Here is a 21,655-nt window from a genome sequence, read left to right as displayed (position 1 = left end):
GCGAAGCGGGGGCTTCAGTGCGTATCCGTTCCGACTGTCCGTGTCTTATGAGCGGTCTGGTAATTGGTGGGATGTGAAGACCGAGCTGGTGGAGCGGGCGTTCAAGTACTGCTTCCACCCCACGAGCGAGCAGGCAGTCGAGCTGCTCCGCGTGTTCGGGTGTGTCCGCAAGGTCTACAACCTGGCGCTGGAGGCCCGCACCGTGGCGTGGTTCCAGCGCCAGGAGCGGGCGAACCACAACACCACCCCGGCGATGCTCACCCAGTGGAAGAGGACCGAAGAGCTGGCCTTCCTGTCCGAGGTGTCGTCGGTGCCGTTGCAGCAGACGCTGCGGCATCTGCAAGGGGCGTTCTCGGACTTCTTCGAGGGCCGGGCGGAGCACCCCCGGTTCAAGTCCGAGAAGAAGACCCGCCGATCTGCCGAGTACACCAGGTCGGCTTTCCCCTACCGTGACGGCGCCCTGACGCTGGCGAAGACGAAGGATCCGCTCGCGATCGTGTGGTCCCGGCCCCTTCCACAGGGAGCCCAGCCGTCCACGGTGACCGTGTCCCAGGACAGTGCGGGCCGCTGGTTCGTGTCCATGCTGTGCGAAGACGCGTCCGTCAAGCCGCTGCCCACCTCGGACACCGCCGTAGGGGTCGACGCGGGGATCACCAGTCCGGTGACGCTCTCCACCGGGGAGAAGGTCACCAACCCCCGGCATGAACGGCGCGACCGTGCATGCCTGGCCAGGGCCCAGCGGGCCCTGGCCAGGAAGGGGAAGGGCTCCCGCAACCGGGACAAGGCCCGTATCGAAGTTGCGAAGATCCATGCCCGGATCGCCGACCGGCGCCGGGACTTCCTGCACCAGCAGACCACTCGGCCCGTTCGTGAGAACCAAACGATCGTGATCGAGGACCTGACCGTCCGCAACATGCTCAGGAACAAGACCCCGGCCCGCGCCGTCTCGGACGCGGCCCGGACCGATCTGCGCTCCATGCTGGAGTACAACTGCACCTGGTACGGAAGAAACCTGGTCACCATCGACCGCTGGTTCCCCTCCACCAAACTGTGCCCCGTATGCGGCACCATCCGGGAGAAACCGCCGCTGAACATCCGCGCGTGGACGTGCGAGTGCGGCACCACGCATGACCGCGACATCAACGCGGCACGCGACATCCCGGCCGCCGGGCCGGCGGTCACAGCCTGTGGAGCGGGTGTAAGACCTCAACGGGAGCCCTCCCGGACGGGGCAACCTGCTGCGAAGCAGGAAACCCTCACTGCGAAGTGAGGAATCCCCCTCGTTCACGAGGGGAGGATGTCAAGGCAGGAGCTCCTCTTCGGTGAGATACTTGATCAGCTCTTCCTTCTCGAAGAGGCCGAGCAGATCGGGACGGACGGGCTCGGTGGTCTCCCGTACGAGCGAGATCCGGCCCGCCGGCGGACCGGCCGGCGCCGGGCCGCCGTCGGGGTCCGCCACACGGCAGAGCAGGTTGACCCGGCGCCACTCCCGCTCCATGGCCGGGCAGTCCTCGCGGGTGTGACCGCCGCGGCTTTCGGTGCGCTCCAGCGCCGCCCGCGCGACGCACTCGCTGACCAGCAGCATGTTCCGCAGGTCCAGGGCCAGGTGCCAGCCCGGGTTGAACTGACGGTGCCCCTCGACCCCGGCCCGGCGCGCCCGTACCCGCAGCTCGGACAGCTTCTCCAGGGCCTGCTCCATCTCCGGCGCCCGCCTGATGATGCCGACCAGGTCGTGCATCACCTGCTGGAGCTCCTGGTGGAGGGTGTACGGGTTCTCCGGCGGATGCCCGTCCGCCTCGCCCGGCTCCGGCTCCGGCGCGCTGAACGGGCGCAGCGCCTCGGCCGCCGCCGCGTCCACCTGGGCGGTGTCCGGCCGCGGCCGTGCGGTCCCGGCCTCGAACCCGGTCGCGTACCGCGCGGCGTACAGACCGGCCCTGCGGCCGAAGACCAGCAGGTCCGAGAGCGAGTTGCCGCCGAGCCGGTTGGAGCCGTGCATACCGCCCGCCACCTCGCCCGCGGCGTACAGCCCCGGGACGGTGCGGGTCGCGGCGGTGTCGGAGTCGACGGCGACGCCGCCCATCACGTAGTGGCAGGTCGGCCCGACCTCCATCGCCTCGGCGGTGATGTCGACGTCCGCCAGCTCCTTGAACTGGTGGTACATCGACGGCAGCCGGCGCCGGATCGTCTCGGCCGGCATGCGCGTCGACACGTCGAGGAAGACACCGCCGTGCGGGGAGCCGCGGCCCGCCTTCACCTCGGAGTTGATGGCGCGCGCGACCTCGTCGCGGGGGAGCAGCTCGGGGGGACGCCGGTTGTTGTCCGGATCCTCGTACCAGCGGTCGCCCTCCTCCTCGGACTCCGCGTACTTCTCCTTGAAGACGTCGGGGATGTAGTCGAACATGAACCGCGCGCCCTCGGAGTTGCGCAGGACGCCGCCGTCGCCGCGCACCGACTCGGTGACGAGGATGCCCTTCACCGAAGGCGGCCAGACCATCCCCGTCGGATGGAACTGGACGAACTCCATGTTGAGCAGCGGGGCACCCGCGAGCAGCGCCAGCGCGTGTCCGTCGCCCGTGTACTCCCAGGAGTTCGACGTCACCTTGAAGGACTTGCCGATGCCGCCGGTGGCCAGCACCACGGCCGGCGCCTCCAGTACGAAGAAGCGGCCGGACTCGCGCTCGTAGCAGAAGGCGCCCGCGACCCGCCCCCCGTCGTCCTTCGGGCCGCGCTCTTTCAGGACCCGGGTGACGGTGCACTCCTGGAAGACCTTCAGCCGGGCCTCGTAGTCGCCGGACTCGCGGAAGTCCTCCTGCTGGAGCGCGACGATCTTCTGCTGGAGGGTGCGGATCAGCTCCAGGCCGGTCCGGTCGCCGACGTGCGCGAGACGCGGGTACTCGTGCCCGCCGAAGTTGCGCTGCGAGATCCTCCCGTCCGGCGTGCGGTCGAACAGCGCTCCCCAGGTCTCCAGCTCCCACACCCGGTCGGGCGCCTCGCGCGCGTGCAGCTCCGCCATCCGCCACTGGTTGAGGAACTTGCCGCCGCGCATGGTGTCGCGGAAGTGGACCTGCCAGTTGTCGCCGGAGTTCACGTTGCCCATGGACGCGGCGATGCCGCCCTCGGCCATCACCGTGTGCGCCTTGCCGAAGAGCGACTTGCAGATGACCGCGGTACGGGCCCCCCGCTCCCGCGCCTCGATGGCGGCGCGCAGTCCGGCGCCGCCCGCGCCGACCACGACGACGTCCCACTGCTGCCGTTCGAGCTGCGTCATCGGGCACCTTTCATCTGGTCGTCCAGTCGTCTAGAACAGCCGCGGGTCGTCGAAGGCGCCGGACGCCAGCAGGTACACGTAGAAGTCGGCGAGCGCGACGCTGACCAGCGAGGCCCAGGCGAGCGCCATGTGATGGGCGTTGAGCCTGCTGACCCAGCCCCACAGCCGGTAGCGCACCGGGTGCTTGGAGAAGTGCTTGAGCCTGCCGCCGACGATGTGCCGGCAGGAGTGGCAGGAGAAGGTGTACGCCCAGATCAGCGCGATGTTGACCAGGAAGACGAGGGTGCCCAGGCCCATGTGGCCCCATGCGTACGTCTCGTCGCGGAAGGCCAGCACGGTGTCGTAGGTGAGGATCCCGGCGACGGGGACGGCGGCGTAGAAGAAGTACCGGTGGATGTTCTGGAGGACCAGCGGGAAGCGGGTCTCGCCGGTGTACCTCTTGTGCGGCTCGGCGACGGCGCAGGCGGGGGGCGAGGCCCAGAAGCCCCGGTAGTAGGCCTTGCGGTAGTAGTAGCAGGTCAGCCGGAAGCCGAGGGGGAAGACCAGGATCAGCAGGGCGGGGGACAGGCCCCACCAGCTGCCGAAGATCTCCCAGTTGGGGCCGCCCTTCATCGGTACGCAGTTCTCCGCCAGGCAGGGCGAGTAGAACGGCGAGACGTAGGGCGCCGCGTAGTAGTCGGCGTTCGCGAAGGCCCGCCAGGTCGAGTACACGACGAAGGCGAGCAGCCCGGCGGCGGTCGCGGCGGGCGCCAGCCACCAGCGGTCCGTACGCAGATGGCGGGCGGCGATCGTGGCGCGCGAGGCGTCATGGACGCCATGGGCGCCGGGGACGTCCGTGCGGGGCTGGGGTTCTGTACCAGTGGCCAACGAGGACTCCGTATGGAGCGGGCAGTCGGGACAGGGCAGGGGTGGGCGACGGGCCGGTGCGTACCGCTGCGGCGCGTGCCGCCGCGGGGCCGTGCCCCTAGGGCGCGCGCCGGTCTCGGGCGCCGAGACCCTCGTCGTCCGAGTCCGTCCACAGCGAGCTGTTGTACGGGTCGTCCGAGATGGCGACCAGATCGGGGCGCGACTGGGGAGGGCGCAGGGTGGGGGCGGCCTCGGCCAGCAGGACGAGGCTCTCGCGGAGGTGGCTCGCGTCGGTGCGTACGCGCCTGATCTCCAGGCTGCCGCCGCCGACCTGCTTCTCCAGCCGTTCGACCGACTGGACCAGGGTGTCGAGGCAGCGCTGAACCGCTGCCAGATCGTCCTGCAGGGACATGGGATGCCCTCATTTCCACGGTGGCGCGTGGTAACGCTCATGCGCCTGAGAGTGTCGCGCGTCACATCCCTCCTTGTGAAGGGATGTGCAGCGATTCTCGGCGCGCGCCGACCCGCGCGCCCCCTCGGTTGGGCCGCACGGGTGGGGTTCGGGAGGCGTGCCGCCGTGTCGCCGACGGCTCACGCGCGGGGTCCTTTTCAGTTGAAGGGCAGTAGATGTGATCACCATCATATGCCGCCAAATGTGAAAAACCGGGCCCATTCCGACAGGGAGTGGGCCGGGCCGGCCCTGGAGGTACCAGCCATGTCCCACGTCGGCGTCCCCCGCGGGAAGGTCCCCCACGGGGAGGCACCCCGCAGGAAGGCACCCCTCCGCACGCCCCGGCGGTCCCGGGCCGTCCACTGCCTCGCGTTCGTCACCGCCGGTGTGCTCACGCTCCCCGCACTGGCCGGCTGCTCCTCGGGCGACGACCCGGCGCAGGCGACGGCGGTCCCCCAGGACATCGCCCCGGCCGGACGCGACCAGGTGGCCGACGGCGGCACGGTGCGCTGGGCCCTCGACACGAAGCCGGCCACCCTCAACGCCTTCCAGGCCGACGCGGACGCCTCCACCACACGCATCACCGGCGCCGTGCTCCCCTCGCTCTTCACCCTCGACGAGCGCGGCCGACCGCAGCGCAACGCCGACTACCTGGAGTCCGCCGAGGTCGTCGAGCGCGAGCCCAAGCAGGTTGTGCTCTACAAGATCAACCAGCGGGCGGTGTGGAGCGACGGCCGGGAGATCGGGGCGCCGGACTTCGTGGCCCAGTGGCGTGCGCTGAACGGCAGGGACACCGCGTACTGGACCGCCCGCAACGCCGGCTACGAGCGCATCGAGAAGATCGAGCGCGGCGCCAGTGACCTGGAGGTCAGGGTCACCTTCGGCAAGCCCTACGCGGACTGGCGCTCGCTCTTCACGCCGCTCTACCCGAAGAGCGTGACGGGCAGCCCCGACTCCTTCAACGACGGTGCCCGGGCCAAGCTCAAGTCGACGGCGGGCCCCTTCAGGTTCAAGAGCCAGGACCGCGCGGCCGGCAAGGTGACGCTCGTCCGCGATCCCCGTTGGTGGGGGAAGACCGCGAAGCTCGACACGCTCGTCTTCCAGGCGGTGGCGCGCGACAAGCGCACCGCCGCGCTCACCGCCGGTGAGCTCGACATCGCCGACGTCGGCCGCAGCACCGCGGACCGGATGGCCCTGGCCGCCAGGCAGGCGGGTACCGCCGCCAAGGGGCGGCAGCCGGACCACGGCCCCGGAGCCGCCGTCACCCCCGCCTCCGCCCTCAGGTCCTGGGCGATCGCCCACGGCTCCGCAGAGGAGGCGGCCGAGGCGGAGCAGAAGGCCCGCAAGAAGTCCCGCGAGGCGATCAGGAAGTACGCCGACGAGCAGGCCGAGCTGCGCGGCTTCTCCCTCCGCAAGTCCCTCGAACCCGCCTACACGCAGCTCGCGCTGAACGGCACGTCGGGTCCGCTCACCGACGACCGCGTACGCCGCGCCGTGGCCCGTGCGCTCGACCGCCGCGCGCTCGCCGAGGTCGTACTGAAGCCGCTCGGCCTGCCCGCCCACCCGCTCGGCAGCCATCTCGCGCTGGCCGGCCAGGAGGGGTACACCGACAGCAGCGGCGCCCTCGGCAACCAGGACACCCAGGCCGCACAGGCGCTGCTCGCGGACGCGGGCTGGACGCCCGGCGGCGCGGCGCGGCAGACGCCGGACGGTGCGAAGGCGGGCAGCGAGGCGGAAAGGAAGGCGGAAAAGAAGGAGAAGAACAAGGGAAGCGGAGCCGACGAGGGCATGTACATCGTCGGAGACGACGAGAGCGGCAAGAGGAGCGACAAGAAGAGTGACGAGAAGAACAGCGACAAGAAGAACGCGGACGTGAGCGATTCCAAGCCGGGCGGCCGCGCCCACGGCTCGGAATCCGGTACGTACGCCCTAACCCCGGCGCCGGACGCGGTCCTCCAGAACCGGGCGCTGCGCACGCAGGCGCGCTTCGTGGACCGGCCGAAGGCCGACGCGGGCACCGGGGACAGCGCCGACGGCCGGCGGAAGGGCGGCATCGCCGGGGCCTACGCCCCGCTCGGCACCGCGGCCCCCGCCGGCGCCGCCCCGGGCCCGCTCGCCAAGGACGGCAAGACGCTGACCCTGCGTTTCGTCCTCCCGGCGGGCCCCGGCTCGGAGACGCTGCGCGCCGTCGGCGGCAAGATCTCGCAGATGCTGGAGCGCATCGGCGTACGCACGGAGATCAGCAAGGTCTCCGACGCGAGCTACTTCAAGGACCACATCGCCTCGGGCGACTACGACCTCGCCCTCTACTCCTGGCCCGCCACCCCCTACCCGGCCACCGACGCCCGCCCGATCTTCGCCAAACCGGAGCCGGCCGCCGACGGGTCGCTGCTGGTCGAGCAGAACTACACACGCGTCGGCACGGACCACATCGACCAGCTCTTCGACCAGGCCATGGCGGAGCTGGACGAGGAAGCCGCCCGTGACCTGCTGAAGCGGACCGACGCCCGGATCTGGGCCGCGGCCGGATCCATCCCGCTCTTCCAGCGCCCCGAGGTCGTCGCCGTCAGGTCCAACCTCGCCAACGCGGGCGCCTTCGGCTTCGCCACCCCGCGCTACCAGGACATCGGCTTCAAGAAGGCCGAAACCGACGACCGGTCGAAGAAGTAGCGAAGAAGAAAGAGCGAAGAAAACCGAAGGAACAGGAGAACTCGCAGGTCAGGACCCTCAGGATTGGCTCAAGTCACTTGCCCGCCGGCCTTGTCGGCGGGCAGAGTGGCAGATGCCCCTTGACCCGGGACCGTCCCGCACCCCCACCTGCACGCAGGGCTCGAACACCCCCTCCGACACAGCTTCACCGGACCGCCCGGAGCTCTCGCGCGGGGCCGGTACCGATCGCCCGGGAAGCCCGCGCGGTTCGCTCCCCGTACCATGGGGGGTAGCCGTGGCGCGACCGCCCGGCGGGCGTATGAGGAAACGAACCGAATACGACGCCCGATCCCACGATCGAGAGAAGCGCAAGTCACCCATGCCCACGCGCCACGACATCCGTAACGTAGCCATCGTCGCCCACGTCGACCACGGCAAGACCACCCTGGTCGACGCCATGCTCAAGCAGGCCGGTGCCTTCGCCGCACACGCCGCGGAGTCGCTCGACGACCGCATGATGGACTCGAACGACCTGGAGCGTGAGAAGGGCATCACGATCCTGGCCAAGAACACGGCGGTCAAGTACCACCCGAAGGACGGCGGCGACGCCATCACGATCAACATCATCGACACCCCCGGCCACGCCGACTTCGGTGGTGAGGTCGAGCGCGGCCTGTCGATGGTCGACGCGGTCGTCCTGCTGGTCGACGCCTCCGAGGGCCCGCTGCCGCAGACCCGCTTCGTGCTCCGCAAGGCGCTCGCCGCGAAGATGCCGGTGATCCTTTGCATCAACAAGACCGACCGCCCGGACTCCCGGATCGCCGAGGTCGTCGACGAGACGTACGACCTGTTCCTGGACCTGGACGCGGACGAGGACCAGATCGAGTTCCCGATCGTCTACGCCTGCGCGCGTGACGGCGTCGCCTCGCTGACCAAGCCGGAGGACGGCACCGTCCCGGCCGACAGCGAGAACCTGGAGCCGTTCTTCTCCACGATCCTCCAGCACGTCCCGGCCCCCGAGTACGACGAGACCGCCCCCCTTCAGGCGCACGTCACCAACCTCGACGCCGACAACTTCCTCGGCCGCATCGCGCTGTGCCGCGTGGAGCAGGGCGAGCTGCGCAAGGGCCAGACCGTCGCCTGGATCAAGCGTGACGGCACGATGTCCAACGTCCGCATCACCGAGCTGATGATGACCGAGGCCCTCACCCGCAAGCCCGCCGAGAAGGCGGGCCCGGGCGACATCTGCGCCATCGCCGGTATCCCGGACATCATGATCGGCGAGACCCTGGCCGACCCCGAGAACCCGATCGCGCTGCCGCTGATCACGGTCGACGAGCCCGCCATCTCGATGACCATCGGCGCCAACACCTCCCCGCTGGTCGGCAAGGGCGGCAAGGGCCACAAGGTCACCGCCCGTCAGATCAAGGACCGCCTCGACCGCGAACTGGTCGGCAACGTCTCGCTGCGCGTCCTGGACACCGAGCGCCCCGACGCCTGGGAGGTGCAGGGCCGCGGTGAGCTGGCGCTGGCCATCCTGGTCGAGCAGATGCGCCGTGAGGGCTTCGAGCTGACCGTCGGCAAGCCCGAGGTGGTCACCAAGGAGATCGACGGCAAGAAGCACGAGCCGATCGAGCGCATGACGATCGACTCGCCGGAGGAGCACCTGGGCGCGATCACGCAGCTCATGGCGACCCGCAAGGGCCGCATGGAGACGATGACGAACCACGGTTCGGGCTGGGTCCGCATGGAGTGGATCGTCCCGTCCCGCGGCCTCATCGGCTTCCGTACGGAGTTCCTGACGCAGACCCGCGGCACCGGCATCGCGCACTCCATCTTCGAGGGCCACGAGCCGTGGTTCGGCGAGCTGCGCACCCGCCACAACGGCTCGCTGGTCGCCGACCGCGCGGGCACGGTGACGCCGTTCGCGATGGTCAACCTCCAGGAGCGCGGTGTCATCTTCACCGAGGCCGGCACCGAGGTCTACGAGGGCATGATCATCGGCGAGAACTCGCGCGCCGACGACATGGACGTGAACATCACCAAGGAGAAGAAGCTCACCAACATGCGTGCGGCTTCCGCGGACACCACCGAGAACGTGGTCCCGGCCCGCAAGCTCTCCCTGGAGCAGTCCCTGGAGTTCTGCCGCGAGGACGAGTGCATCGAGGTGACCCCGGAGACCGTGCGTATCCGCAAGGTCGTCCTGGACCAGAAGGAGCGCGGCCGCACGGCTTCGCGCGCCAAGCGCTGACGTACTGACGTACTGACACGCCGAGGGCCGGTTGCCGTCACTCCCCGCGGGGAAGGACGGCAACCGGCCCTCGGTGCGTCGGGGCCCTGGAACCGGCACGCACTTATGATCTTCGCCGTCAAGCGGATTTAGGGGCGGGTGCGTCCGGTTATCGGTCGTTGCTCTCCGGAAGCTGCGTTAACAGTCCGTTTCGGGGGTGTCTGTCTGAGATCATTTTGTCCGGATTTCGGGCAGGTGGGCCCAGTCGATGTTGTCAAAACGAGACCCTTTAGGTGTGGTTTACGGGTCGGTGTTACTTAATAGTTGGCTCCATTGAGCTCGGGTCAATGGGTCACGCACTGTGGGGAGTGCCGACTCACGAGCACACTCGGGGTACATGCGACTCATCGCCGTCAGGGGTGTCGGCGACCGTCTGCTTACCCCTCTTGTAGTGATCAGTGGACTCATGAGGAGGAACCCATGCGTGGTGCCAAGAGCGCCAAGTGGGTCGCAGGTGCGATAGTCGTGGCTCTGTCGGCAACGGCGTGCGGTGGCTCGGACAGCGGCGACACGGATGCCAAGGAGAAGGGCAAGCCCGCCGGCTACGTCTCCATCGACGTCGGCGAGCCGCAGAAGCCGCTGATCCCGGCCGACACGAACGAGACGCTCGGCAGCTACGTCATCCAGTCGCTGTTCACCCAGCTCCTGGACTTCGACGCCAAGGGCCAGATCGTCTACACGAACGCCGAGTCGATCGAGACGACCGACTCGAAGACGTGGACGGTCAAGCTCAAGAAGGGCTGGAAGTTCCACAACGGCGAGGCTGTCACTTCCGAGTCCTACATCAACGCCTGGAACTGGTACGCCAACGTCAAGAACAAGCAGCAGAACGCCTTCTGGTTCGAGGACATCAAGGGCTACGAGGACGTCCACCCCGCCAAGGGCGAGCCGAAGGCCGACAAGATGTCCGGTCTCAAGGCCGTGGACGACACCACGTTCACCATCGAGCTGTCGAAGCCGGTTCCGTACTTCGAGTACAAGCTCGGCTACACGACCTGGGCCCCGCTGCCCAAGACGTTCTACGCCGACCCGAAGGCGTTCGGCCTGAAGCCCGTCGGCAACGGCCCCTACATCTTCGAGAAGTGGGACCGCAAGAAGGTCATCCAGGTCAAGGCCAACCCGGACTACCAGGGTCCGAACAAGGCCCAGAACAAGGGTGTCCTCTTCAAGAACTACGCGACCGTCGAGGCCGCGTACCAGGACCTGCTCTCCGGCAACCTGGACATGATCCGCCAGATCGGCCCGAAGGACCTGCCGAAGTACAAGCAGGACCTGGGCGACCGCGCGATCGACCAGGAGTACGCGGCGATCCAGTCGCTCGTCCCGACCTTCTACAGCAAGACCTTCAAGGACATCGACCCGAAGGTCCTGCAGGGTCTGTCGATGGGCATCGACCGCGAGACGATCACCAAGACGGTGCTCAACGGCACGCGCACGCCGGCCACGAGCTTCACGCCCCTCGGTGTCCAGGGCAACCAGAAGCTCGACACGGACGTCTTCACGTTCGACGCGGCCAAGGCGAAGAAGCTCGTCACCGAGGGCGGCGGCGTTCCGGGCAACAAGATCTGGATCCAGTACAACGCCGACGGCGGCCACAAGGAGTGGGTGACCGCGGTCTGCGAGTCCATCCGCAACTCCACCGGGGTCGAGTGCCTCCCGGACGCGAAGCCGGACTTCCAGACCGACCTGGAGGCCCGTGACAACGACCAGGTGAAGTCCTTCTACCGCGGTGGCTGGGTCGCCGACTACCCGGTGAACGCCAACTTCATGCGCGAGCTGTACGGCACCACCGCCGAGGCGAACAACGGCAAGTTCTCCGACAAGGAGGTCGACGCCGCGTTCAAGAAGGGCGACAACGCCAAGTCCCTGGAAGAGTCGATCAAGCTCTACCAGGAGGCCGAGAAGCTGGTGCTGGAGAAGATGCCGGCCATCCCGCTGTGGCAGTACCGCATCAACGGCGGGCACTCGGAGGCCGTCGACAACGTCGAGGTCGACTTCCACGGTGACCTCGAAGTTACCGGCGTCACCGTCAAGAAGTAGTCCGCTCGCTGACCACCCCTCATCCGGTCAGTACCCGCCACCGCACCGGCGGTAGGCCCGGGGGCCGCTTCCTCGATCAGGAAGCGGCCCCCGGCCACAGTTATCCACACGGAGGCAAACATGGGGCGTTATGTCGCGCGGCGACTGCTCCAGATGATCCCGGTCTTCATCGGGTCAACCTTGCTGGTCTTTTTGATGATGTACGCCCTGCCCGGTGACCCCGTGCGCGCGCTCGCCGGCGAGCAGGCCGTGGACCAGGCACAGATCGCCCAGATGAAGAAGGACCTCGGGCTCGATCTGCCGATCTGGCAGCAGTACTGGAACTACCTGACCGGCCTGTTCCAGGGCGACTTCGGTACCCAGATCGCCACCCAGCGCCCCGTCGCCGAGGTGATCGGGGACGCGTTCCCGATCACGGTCCGGCTGGCCCTGTTCGCCTTCGCCTTCACGGCGATCGTCGGCATCGCCATGGGTGTCCTGGCCGGCCTGAAGGCCGACACCTTCCGGGACCGGGGACTGCTGGTGGTGACGCTCCTGCTGATCTCCGTTCCGTCCTTCGTGCTCGGCTTCCTCGCCCAGTACTTCTTCGCCCACCAGCTGGGCTGGGTCGAACCGAACGTGAGCGCGTTGGCGGAGTCGCACGAGCTGATCCTGCCCGCCGTGGTCCTGGGTTCGCTCTCCCTCGCGTACGTCGCCCGGCTCACCCGCACCTCGGTCGCGGAGAACCTGCGCTCCGACTACATGCGCACCGCCGTGGCGAAGGGCCTGCCCCGCCGGCGCATCGTGGGCGTCCACCTGATGCGCAACTCCATGATCCCCGTGGTCACCTTCCTCGGCACCGACATCGGCACCCTGATGGGCGGCGCGGTCGTCACCGAGGGCATCTTCAACGTCCAGGGCGTCGGTTACGCCGTCTTCGGCGCGCTGAAGTCGCGTGAGGGCTCCACCGTGGTGGGCATCGTCACCCTCATCGTGGTCGTGTATCTCGTCGCCAGCCTGCTCGTCGACCTGCTCTACGCGGTCCTGGACCCGAGGATCCGTTATGCCTGAGGCGCTCGAAGCCACCGTCAAGAACGGGACGCCGGTCGCACCCGACGCGCAGGTCAAGGCGGCCGACGCGGCCAAGGCCGAGAAGCCGCGCAGTCTGTGGTCCGACGCCTGGCACGACCTGCGGCGCAACCCGCTGTTCGTGGTCTCGGCGGTCCTGATCGTGTTCCTGCTGACCATGTCCGCCTTCCCGGGCCTGTTCACCAGCGCCGACCCCCGGCACGCGGACCTCGCCAAGCACTACCTCCAGAAGCCGAACTGGGGGAACCTCTTCGCCGAGGACTGGTTCGGTTACGACGTCCAGGGCCGCTCCATCTACGCCCGCGTCATCTACGGCGCCCGGGCGTCGATCGCCGTCGGTGTCTTCGTCACCCTCCTCGTCACCGTCATCGGTACGGTGACGGGCATGCTCGCCGGTTACTTCGGCGGCTGGATCGACACGCTGCTGTCCCGCGTCACGGACATCTTCTTCGGCATCCCCTTCATCCTCGGCGCGATGGTGGTGCTGACCTCCTTCGAGCAGCGGCACGTCTGGGTCGTGATCCTGGCGCTCGCGTTCCTGGGCTGGACCCAGATCGCCCGTGTCGCCCGGGGCTCGGTCATCACCATCAAGCAGGCCGACTACGTGATGGCGGCGAAGGCGCTCGGCGCCTCCACCTCCCGCATCCTGCTCCGGCACATCCTGCCCAACGCGATCGCCCCGGTGATCGTGGTCGCCACCATCGCGCTCGGCGGCTACATCTCGGCCGAGGCCACGCTGTCCTTCCTGGGCATCGGTCTCGCGGAGCCGACCGTCTCGTGGGGCGTCGACATCTCGTCGGGCCAGGAGCAGCTGCGCAACGCGGCCTACGTCCTGATCATCCCGTCGATCATGGTGTCGATCACCGTCCTGGCCTTCATCATGCTCGGCGATGCGGTACGCAACGCCCTCGACCCCAAGCTGCGCTGAGGGAGGCGTACGTACATGACCATCATCGACAAGACGGCGGACGTTCCCGCGTCCCGAGGTTCGACGGACGGCAGCGGACCGCTGCTCGACGTCCGTGACCTGCACGTGGAGTTCAAGACCCGCGACGGAGTCGTCAAGGCCGTCAACGGCGTCAACTACAGCGTCTCCGCCGGCGAGACCCTCGCCGTGCTCGGCGAGTCCGGTTCCGGCAAGTCCGTGACGGCGCAGGCCATCATGGGCATCCTCGACATGCCGCCCGGCCGCATCCCGCAGGGAGAGATCCTCTTCCGCGGCGAGGACATGCTGACCATGGGCTACGAGGAGCGGCGCAAGATCCGCGGTCAGAAGATCGCGATGATCTTCCAGGACGCGCTCTCCTCCCTCAACCCGGTGCTGTCCGTCGGCTACCAGCTCGGCGAGATGTTCCGTGTCCACCAGGGCCTGTCCAGGAAGGACGCGAAGGCGAAGGCCGTCGAGCTGATGGACCGGGTGCGCATCCCGGCGGCGAAGGAGCGGGTCGACGACTACCCGCACCAGTTCTCCGGCGGCATGCGCCAGCGCATCATGATCGCGATGGCGCTGGCCCTGGAGCCCGACCTGATCATCGCCGACGAGCCCACCACGGCTCTCGACGTGACCGTCCAGGCGCAGGTGATGGACCTGCTCGCGGAGCTCCAGCGCGAGTACAACATGGGCCTGATCCTGATCACCCACGACCTCGGCGTCGTCGCCGACGTCGCGGACAAGATCGCGGTCATGTACGCGGGCCGGATCGTCGAGACCGCCCCGGTCCACGAGCTGTACAAGCGCCCCGCGCACCCGTACACCCGTGGTCTGCTGGACTCGATCCCGCGCCTGGACCAGAAGGGCCAGGAGCTCTACGCGATCAAGGGCCTGCCGCCCAACCTGCTGAAGATCCCGTCCGGCTGCGCCTTCAACCCGCGCTGCCCGAAGGCGCAGGACGTCTGCCGTACGGACGTCCCGGCCCTGCTGTCCGTCACCGAGCGGGACGGCGGCGAGCTGCCGGGGCGCCACAGTGCGTGCCATTTCTGGAAGGAGCAGATCCATGGCTGAGCTGAAGAAGAACGACGAGGCTGCCGTGGACGCGACCCCCAACGTCACCGCGGTCGAGACCGTCGGCGCCGCCAGCACCGAGGAGGCGGTGGCGGCGATCGAGGCCCCGGTCGAGCGCGGGGAGCCGATCCTCCAGGTGCGCAACCTGGTCAAGCACTTCCCGCTGACGCAGGGGATCCTGTTCAAGAAGCAGGTCGGTGCGGTCAAGGCGGTCGATGGGATCTCCTTCGACCTCTACCAGGGCGAGACGCTCGGCATCGTGGGGGAGTCCGGCTGCGGCAAGTCCACCGTCGCGAAGCTCCTCATGACGCTGGAGAAGGCGACCGCCGGCGAGGTCTTCTACAAGGGCCAGGACATCACCAAGCTGTCCGGGCGCGCGCTGAAGGCGGTCCGCCGCAACATCCAGATGGTGTTCCAGGACCCGTACACGTCGCTCAACCCCCGCATGACGGTGGGCGACATCATCGGTGAGCCGTACGACATCCACCCGGAGGTCGCGCCCAAGGGCGACCGGCGCCGCAAGGTCCAGGAGCTCCTGGACGTCGTGGGCCTGAACCCGGAGTACATCAACCGGTACCCGCACCAGTTCTCCGGCGGGCAGCGCCAGCGCATCGGCATCGCCCGCGGCCTGGCGCTCCAGCCGGAGATCATCATCTGCGACGAGCCGGTGTCGGCGCTGGACGTTTCCGTCCAGGCGCAGGTCATCAACCTGATGGAGAAGCTCCAGGACGAGTTCAACCTGTCCTACCTCTTCATCGCGCACGACCTGTCGATCGTCCGGCACATCTCGGACCGGGTCGGCGTCATGTACCTCGGCAAGATGGCCGAGATCGGTACGGACGTGCAGATCTACGACCACCCGACGCACCCCTACACCCAGGCGCTGCTGTCGGCGGTCCCGGTCCCCGACCCGGACGCCCGGGAGGGCCGCGAGCGGATCATCCTCACCGGCGACGTCCCGTCCCCGGCGAACCCGCCGTCCGGCTGCCGGTTCCGTACGCGCTGCTGGAAGGCGCAGGACAAGTGCGCCGAGGAGGTGCCGCTGCTGGCGGTCCCCGAGCGCTTCAAGTCCTCGGACACCCCGGCGGCGCACGAGTCGGCGTGTCACTTCGCGGAGGAGAAGGACGTCGTCCACGCGGCGTGACGCCGCTCGCTGTACGCACACGGGGCGCCCCGGGCCGTCACGGCCCGGGGCGCCTCCGCTTTTCGGCGCGTGCCCGCGTCCGCCGCGCGAACGGGCGCGGCTGAAGTGCGGTACGGGCGGCTCTGGGGTGACATGGGTGCTACGTGAGACCCAAGGACCTCAGGAGGGACTCCATGCGCGGAGCCACGCACGCCAAGTGGGCGGCATGTGCCCTGGCCGCCGCCCTCGCGGCGACGGCCTGCGGCGGCGGTGGCAACGGCGGCGGTGGCGGCGCGTCAGGAGTGGTCAGCTCCTCCTGGGGCGACCCGCCGAACCCGCTGGAGCCCGCGAACACCAACGAGGTGCAGGGCGGCAAGGTCCTCGACATGCTCTTCCGCGGCCTCAAGCGGTACGACCCGAAGACCGGCGAGGCCCAGGACTGGCTGGCCGAGAGGATCGACACCGCCGACTCGCGGAACTTCACCGTCACCGTCAAGGACGGCTGGACGTTCAGCAACGGCGAGAAGGTCACCGCCAAGTCCTTCGTCGACGCCTGGAACTACGGCGCGCACCTGAGGAACAACCAGCGCAACGCCTACTTCTTCACCTACATCGAGGGCTACGACAAGGTCCACCCGGAGAAGGGCGAGGCCACCGCCGACACCCTCTCCGGCCTGACGGTGAAGGACGACAGGACCTTCACCGTCAGGCTCACCCAGAAGTTCTCCACCTGGCCCGAGACCCTCGGCTACAACGCCTTCGCGCCGCTGCCCAGGGCGTTCTTCGACGACCACGACGCCTGGCTGGCCAAGCCCGTCGGCAACGGCCCGTACACCGTCGAGTCGTACACCAGGGGCTCGATGATGAGCCTGCGCAAGTGGGACCAGTACCCCGGTGAGGACAAGGCGCGCAACGACGGCGTGGACCTCAAGGTCTACACCGACAACACCATCGCGTACACCGACCTCACCGCGGGCAACCTCGACCTCCTCGACGACGTACCGGCCTCCCAGCTCAGGAACGTCCGGGCCGACCTAGGCGACCGCTACCTCAACACCCCGGCCGGCATCATCCAGACCCTCGCCTTCCCCTATTACGACAAGCGGTGGAACGCCGACGGCATGGAGAAGGTCCGCAAGGGCCTGTCCATGGCGATCGACCGGCAGCAGATCACCGACACGATCTTCCAGAAGACCCGCACCCCCGCCAAGGACTGGACCTCCCCGGTCCTCAAGGAGGAGGGCGGTTTCGACGACGGGCTGTGCGGCGACGCGTGCGAGTTCGACGCGGCCGAGGCGAAGAGGCTGGTCGACGAGGGCGGCGGCATCCCCGGCGGCACGCTGCGGCTCACGTTCAACGCGGACACCGGCTCCCACCGGGAGTGGGTCGACGCCGTCTGCAACAGCATCAACAACGCGCTGGGGAACGACAGGGCGTGCACGGGCCACCCCGTCGGCACCTTCGCCGACTTCCGCAACGAGATCACCGGCCACAAGATGACGGGCCCCTTCCGGGCCGGCTGGCAGATGGACTACCCGCTGATCCAGAACTTCCTCCAGCCGCTCTACTACACGAACGCCTCGTCCAACGACGGCAAGTGGTCCAACGAGAAGTTCGACCGGCTCGTCGACGAGGCCAACGCCGAGGCCGAACCGGCCCGGGCGGCCGAGAAGTTCAAGGACGCCGAGAAGGTCGTACGCGACGAGATGGCCGCCATCCCGCTCTGGTACCAGAACGGCAGCGCCGGCTACTCCGACCGGATCTCGAACGTGGCCCTGAACCCCTTCAGCGTCCCCGTCTACGACGAGATCACGGTGGGCTGACACCGGGCCGGACGTAGGCGCCCCCCTTCCGAGGAGCCCTCCATGGGACGTTATGTGATCCGGCGTCTGCTGCAGATGATCCCGGTCTTCTTCGGCACCACACTGCTGATCTTCCTGATGGTGAACGTCATGGGCGACCCCGTCGCGGGACTCTGCGGCGACCGGCAGTGCGACCCCGCGACCGCCGCCCGGCTCCGCGCGGAGTTCGGCCTCGACCAGCCCGTGTGGCAGCAGTACGCGACGTACATGGGCAACGTCTTCACCGGCGACTTCGGCACCGCCTTCAACGGCCAGAAGGTCACCGAGCTGATGGGGGCGGCCTTCCCCGTGACCGTCCGGCTGGCCGCGGTCGCCGTCGTGTTCGAGGTGGTGATCGGCATCAGCCTCGGCGTGCTCACCGGCCTGCGCCGCGGCCGCCCCGCCGACACCGGTGTCCTGCTCGTGGCGCTCGTGGTCATCTCGGTCCCGACGTTCGTCACCGGCCTGCTGCTCCAGCTGCTGCTCGGCGTGAAGTGGGGGGTCATCGAGCCGGCCGTCTCGTCCATGGCCACGGTCGACGAGCTGCTGGTCCCCGGCCTGGTCCTGGCCTCGGTCTCCCTGGCGTACGTCACCCGCCTCACCAGGACCTCCGTCGCCGAGAACGCCCGCGCCGACTACGTCCGCACGGCCGTCGCCAAGGGCCTGCCCAGGCGCCGCGTGGTCTCGCGCCACCTCCTGCGCAACTCGCTGATCCCCGTCGTCACCTTCATCGGTACGGACGTGGGCGCCCTCATGGGCGGCGCCATCGTCACCGAGCGGATCTTCAACATCCACGGCGTCGGCTACCAGCTCTACCAGGGCATCGTCCGGCAGAGCTCCCAGACCGTCGTCGGCTTCGTGACCGTCCTGGTGCTGGTCTTCCTGCTGGCGAACCTGATCGTCGACCTCCTGTACGCCGTACTCGACCCGAGGATCCGCTATGCCTGAGCCCCCCTACGGTCCCGACGCGGCGGTCTCGGAGGCCGGAGCCGGCGGCGCGACGGACCTCGCCCCGGACGAGGGCCAGGCGCTGGAGGAGGGGCCCGGCGGCGCCGCTCCGGACCCGGACCCCGCCGGCAGGCCGCGGAGCCTGTGGTCCGACGCCTGGCGGGACCTGCGCCGCAACCCGGTCTTCGTCGTCTCCGGGCTCGTCATCGCCTTCCTCGTCGCCATCTCGCTCTGGCCGTCCCTGATCGCGAGCGGCAACCCGCTCCACTGCGACCTCGGCAGGGCCCAGGAGGGCTCCCGGCCCGGCCACCCCTTCGGCTTCGACGGCCAGGGCTGCGACGTCTACACACGCACCGTGTACGGCGCCAGGACGTCGGTGACGGTCGGCGTCTGCTCCACCCTCGGAGTGGCCCTCCTCGGCAGCGCCCTGGGCGGTCTCGCGGGCTTCTTCGGCGGCGGCTGGGACGCGCTGCTGTCCCGCATCACCGACGTCTTCTTCGGCATCCCCGTCGTCCTCGGCGGCCTCGTCTTCCTCTCCGTCGTCACCAGCACCACCGTCTGGCCGGTGATCGGCTTCATCGTGCTGCTCGGCTGGCCGCAGATCGCCCGTATCGCACGCGGCTCGGTCATCACCGTCCAGCAGAACGACTACGTGCAGGCGGCGCGGGCGCTCGGCGCGAGCAACTCACGGATGCTGCTGCGGCACGTCGCGCCCAACGCCGTCGCGCCGGTCATCGTCGTGGCGACCATCGCCCTCGGTACGTACATCTCCCTGGAGGCGACCCTCTCCTTCCTCGGCGTCGGCCTGCGCCCGCCCGCCGTGTCCTGGGGCATCGACATCTCCGCCGCCTCCAGTTACGTCCGCAACGCCCCGCACATGCTGCTCTGGCCGGCGGGCGCGCTCGCGGTCACGGTGCTCGCGTTCATCATGCTCGGTGACGCGGTGCGCGACGCCCTCGATCCCAAGCTGCGCTGAGGAGCCCCGTCATGCCCGGTCCATTGCTCGAAGTGCGCGACCTGCACGTGGAGTTCCGCCTGCGCGACGGGGTCGCCAAGGCCGTCAACGGCGTCGACTGCGCGGTGGCGGAAGGCGAGACGCTCGCCGTGCTCGGCGAGTCCGGCTCCGGGAAGTCCGTCACCGCGCAGGCGGTCATGGGCATCCTCGACATGCCGCCCGGGAGGATCACGGGCGGCGAGATCGTCTTCCGGGGCCGCGACCTGCTGAAGCTCAGGGAGGACGAACGGCGCGGGGTCAGGGGCCGGGAGATGGCCATGATCTTCCAGGACGCGCTGTCCTCCCTCAACCCCGTGCTCAGCGTGGGCGGCCAGCTCGGCGAGATGTTCACCGTCCACCGGGGGATGTCCAGGAAGGACGCGAAGGCGAAGGCCGTCGAGCTGATGGACCGGGTGCGCATCCCGGCGGCGAAGGAGCGGGTCGACGACTACCCGCACCAGTTCTCCGGCGGCATGCGCCAGCGCATCATGATCGCGATGGCGCTGGCCCTGGAGCCCGGTCTGATCATCGCCGACGAGCCCACCACGGCTCTCGACGTGACCGTCCAGGCGCAGGTGATGGACCTGCTCGCGGAGCTCCAGCGCGAACTCGGCATGGGGCTCGTCCTCATCACGCACGACCTGGGCGTCGTCGCGGACGTCGCCGACAGGATCGCCGTCATGTACGCGGGCCGGATCGTGGAGACGGCGCCGGTCCACGACATCTACAAGGCGCCGGCCCACCCGTACACCCGCGGCCTGCTGGACTCGATCCCGCGCCTGGACCGCAAGGGCCGGGAGCTGTACGCGATCAGGGGCCTGCCGCCGAACCTCACCCGCATCCCGTCCGGCTGCCCCTTCCACCCCCGCTGCCCGCTGGTCCGCGACGTGTGCCGCACCGATGTGCCGCCGCTGTACGAGGTGGAGGACGGCCGGGGGAGCGCGTGCCACTTCTGGCAGGAGACCCTCCATGGCTGAGCCGGCCGGACGGGGCGCCGAGCCGGTCCTGGAGGTACGGGACCTGCACAAGCACTACCCGCTCACACGGGGCGTCCTCCTCAGGAAGCAGGTCGGCGCGGTCAGGGCGGTCGACGGCGTCGACCTCGGCCTGGCGGCGGGGGAGACGCTCGGCATCGTGGGGGAGTCGGGATGCGGCAAGTCCACGCTGGCCAGGCTGCTGGTCCATCTGGAGCGGCCCACGTCCGGGACGATCCTCTACAGGGGCGAGGACGTCACCAGGCTGTCGGGACGGGCCCTGAAGGCGGTGCGCCGCAACATCCAGATGGTGTTCCAGGACCCGTACACGTCGCTCAACCCCCGCATGACGGTGGGCGACATCGTCGGTGAGCCGTACGAGATCCACCCCGAGGTCGCGCCCAAGGGCGACCGGCGCCGCAAGGTCCAGGAGCTCCTGGACGTCGTGGGCCTGAACCCGGAGTACATCCACCGCTATCCGCACCAGTTCAGCGGCGGGCAGCGCCAGCGCATCGGCATCGCGCGGGGGCTCGCGCTCCGGCCGGAAATCATCGTGGCCGACGAGCCGGTGTCGGCCCTCGACGTCTCGGTCCAGGCGCAGGTCGTCAACCTGCTGGAGAAGCTCCAGAGCGAGTTCGGCCTCAGTTACGTCTTCATCGCGCACGACCTGTCGATCGTGCGGCACATCTCCGACCGGGTCGGCGTCATGTACCTCGGGCGGATCGTCGAGACCGGCCGGGACGCCGAGATCTACGACCACCCGACCCATCCCTACACCCAGGCGCTGCTGTCCGCCGTGCCCGTGCCCGACCCGGAGGCCCGCGGCCACCGCGAGCGGATCCTCCTGACCGGCGACGTGCCGTCGCCGGCGAACATCCCGTCGGGCTGCCGGTTCCGCACGCGCTGCTGGAAGGCGCGGGACACGTGCGCCGAGGAGGTTCCGGCGCTGGCGGTGCCGGCGGCCTTCCGGGGCGAGGACTCCCCGGCGGCGCACGACTCGGCGTGCCACTTCGCGGAGGAGAAGCACGTCGTCCCGGCGGAGGACGGGCCGGGCGCGCCCGTCGGATGACGGCCGGCCGGGTTAACAGCCGCGCAACTCGGCCGACCCCACACCGATATGTGGACGGACGACACTGAACATCGTGCGGCCGTGCGGGTGCC

At 69.0% G+C, this 21,655-nt stretch carries 16 protein-coding genes; 13 read left to right on the top strand and 3 right to left on the bottom strand.

Features of this window, described 5'->3' with window-relative positions:
- The first annotated feature begins 73 nt into the window (after positions 1-73).
- Positions 74-1,270, top strand: coding sequence for an RNA-guided endonuclease InsQ/TnpB family protein (locus tag BN1555_RS11210; RefSeq protein WP_093799249.1), 1,197 nt, complete (start codon positions 74-76; stop codon positions 1,268-1,270).
- A 30-nt stretch (positions 1,271-1,300) separates the two neighbouring features.
- Here the strand turns inward: BN1555_RS11210 and BN1555_RS11205 are convergent, their stop codons facing one another.
- The 3 genes from BN1555_RS11205 to BN1555_RS11195 form a co-directional block, all read right to left on the bottom strand.
- Positions 1,301-3,268, bottom strand: a complete 1,968-nt coding sequence (locus BN1555_RS11205) for a fumarate reductase/succinate dehydrogenase flavoprotein subunit (protein WP_093799248.1) — start codon at positions 3,266-3,268, stop codon at positions 1,301-1,303.
- A gap of 30 nt (positions 3,269-3,298) precedes the next feature.
- Positions 3,299-4,135, bottom strand: coding sequence for a hypothetical protein (locus BN1555_RS11200; protein WP_093799247.1), 837 nt, complete (start codon positions 4,133-4,135; stop codon positions 3,299-3,301).
- Between the two features lie 97 nt (positions 4,136-4,232).
- On the bottom strand, positions 4,233-4,526 hold the full coding sequence (locus BN1555_RS11195) for a hypothetical protein (protein ID WP_093799246.1): 294 nt from the start codon (positions 4,524-4,526) through the stop codon (positions 4,233-4,235).
- A 303-nt stretch (positions 4,527-4,829) separates the two neighbouring features.
- Here BN1555_RS11195 and BN1555_RS11190 point away from each other — a divergent pair, with 303 nt between their 5' ends.
- The 12 genes from BN1555_RS11190 (at position 4,830) to BN1555_RS11135 (ending at position 21,563) form a co-directional block, all read left to right on the top strand.
- Positions 4,830-7,235: an ABC transporter family substrate-binding protein gene (locus tag BN1555_RS11190; RefSeq protein ID WP_093799245.1), complete on the top strand. Its 2,406-nt coding sequence runs from the start codon at positions 4,830-4,832 to the stop codon at positions 7,233-7,235.
- Positions 7,236-7,593: 358 nt separating this feature from the next.
- Entirely contained in the window at positions 7,594-9,465 is a 1,872-nt protein-coding gene (typA, locus tag BN1555_RS11185; RefSeq protein WP_093799244.1) for a translational GTPase TypA, read from the top strand.
- A 459-nt stretch (positions 9,466-9,924) separates the two neighbouring features.
- Positions 9,925-11,544: a peptide ABC transporter substrate-binding protein gene (locus BN1555_RS11180; protein WP_093799243.1), complete on the top strand. Its 1,620-nt coding sequence runs from the start codon at positions 9,925-9,927 to the stop codon at positions 11,542-11,544.
- Between the two features lie 120 nt (positions 11,545-11,664).
- Entirely contained in the window at positions 11,665-12,594 is a 930-nt protein-coding gene (locus BN1555_RS11175; RefSeq protein WP_093799242.1) for an ABC transporter permease, read from the top strand.
- Positions 12,587-13,540 (top strand): ABC transporter permease, encoded by a 954-nt coding sequence (locus BN1555_RS11170; protein WP_093799241.1) that lies wholly within the window; start codon positions 12,587-12,589, stop codon positions 13,538-13,540. Before BN1555_RS11175 ends, BN1555_RS11170 begins: the two co-directional genes overlap by 8 nt.
- A 15-nt stretch (positions 13,541-13,555) precedes the next feature.
- The gene (locus BN1555_RS11165) at positions 13,556-14,614 is read left to right on the top strand and encodes an ABC transporter ATP-binding protein (RefSeq protein ID WP_093799240.1); all 1,059 of its coding nucleotides are present in this window, start codon (positions 13,556-13,558) and stop codon (positions 14,612-14,614) included.
- The gene (locus BN1555_RS11160) at positions 14,607-15,758 is read left to right on the top strand and encodes an ABC transporter ATP-binding protein (RefSeq protein WP_093799239.1); all 1,152 of its coding nucleotides are present in this window, start codon (positions 14,607-14,609) and stop codon (positions 15,756-15,758) included. The genes BN1555_RS11165 and BN1555_RS11160 overlap by 8 nt, the downstream gene beginning before the upstream one ends.
- A gap of 173 nt (positions 15,759-15,931) precedes the next feature.
- Positions 15,932-17,560, top strand: a complete 1,629-nt coding sequence (locus BN1555_RS11155; protein WP_093799238.1) for a peptide ABC transporter substrate-binding protein — start codon at positions 15,932-15,934, stop codon at positions 17,558-17,560.
- A 42-nt stretch (positions 17,561-17,602) separates the two neighbouring features.
- Entirely contained in the window at positions 17,603-18,526 is a 924-nt protein-coding gene (locus BN1555_RS11150) for an ABC transporter permease (RefSeq protein ID WP_093799237.1), read from the top strand.
- Positions 18,519-19,502 (top strand): ABC transporter permease, encoded by a 984-nt coding sequence (locus tag BN1555_RS11145; protein ID WP_093799236.1) that lies wholly within the window; start codon positions 18,519-18,521, stop codon positions 19,500-19,502. Before BN1555_RS11150 ends, BN1555_RS11145 begins: the two co-directional genes overlap by 8 nt.
- An 11-nt stretch (positions 19,503-19,513) precedes the next feature.
- On the top strand, positions 19,514-20,497 hold the full coding sequence (locus BN1555_RS11140) for an ABC transporter ATP-binding protein (RefSeq protein WP_093799235.1): 984 nt from the start codon (positions 19,514-19,516) through the stop codon (positions 20,495-20,497).
- A complete protein-coding gene (locus tag BN1555_RS11135) occupies positions 20,490-21,563 on the top strand; it encodes an ABC transporter ATP-binding protein (protein WP_176710022.1) in 1,074 nt (357 codons plus the stop codon). The genes BN1555_RS11140 and BN1555_RS11135 overlap by 8 nt, the downstream gene beginning before the upstream one ends.
- Positions 21,564-21,655 lie beyond the last annotated feature (92 nt).

It is taken from the genome of Streptomyces sp. Wb2n-11, from assembly GCF_001049855.1.
In the GTDB taxonomy this organism is placed as follows: domain Bacteria; phylum Actinomycetota; class Actinomycetes; order Streptomycetales; family Streptomycetaceae; genus Streptomyces; species Streptomyces altiplanensis.
This window is presented reverse-complemented; position numbering and strand designations above follow the sequence as displayed.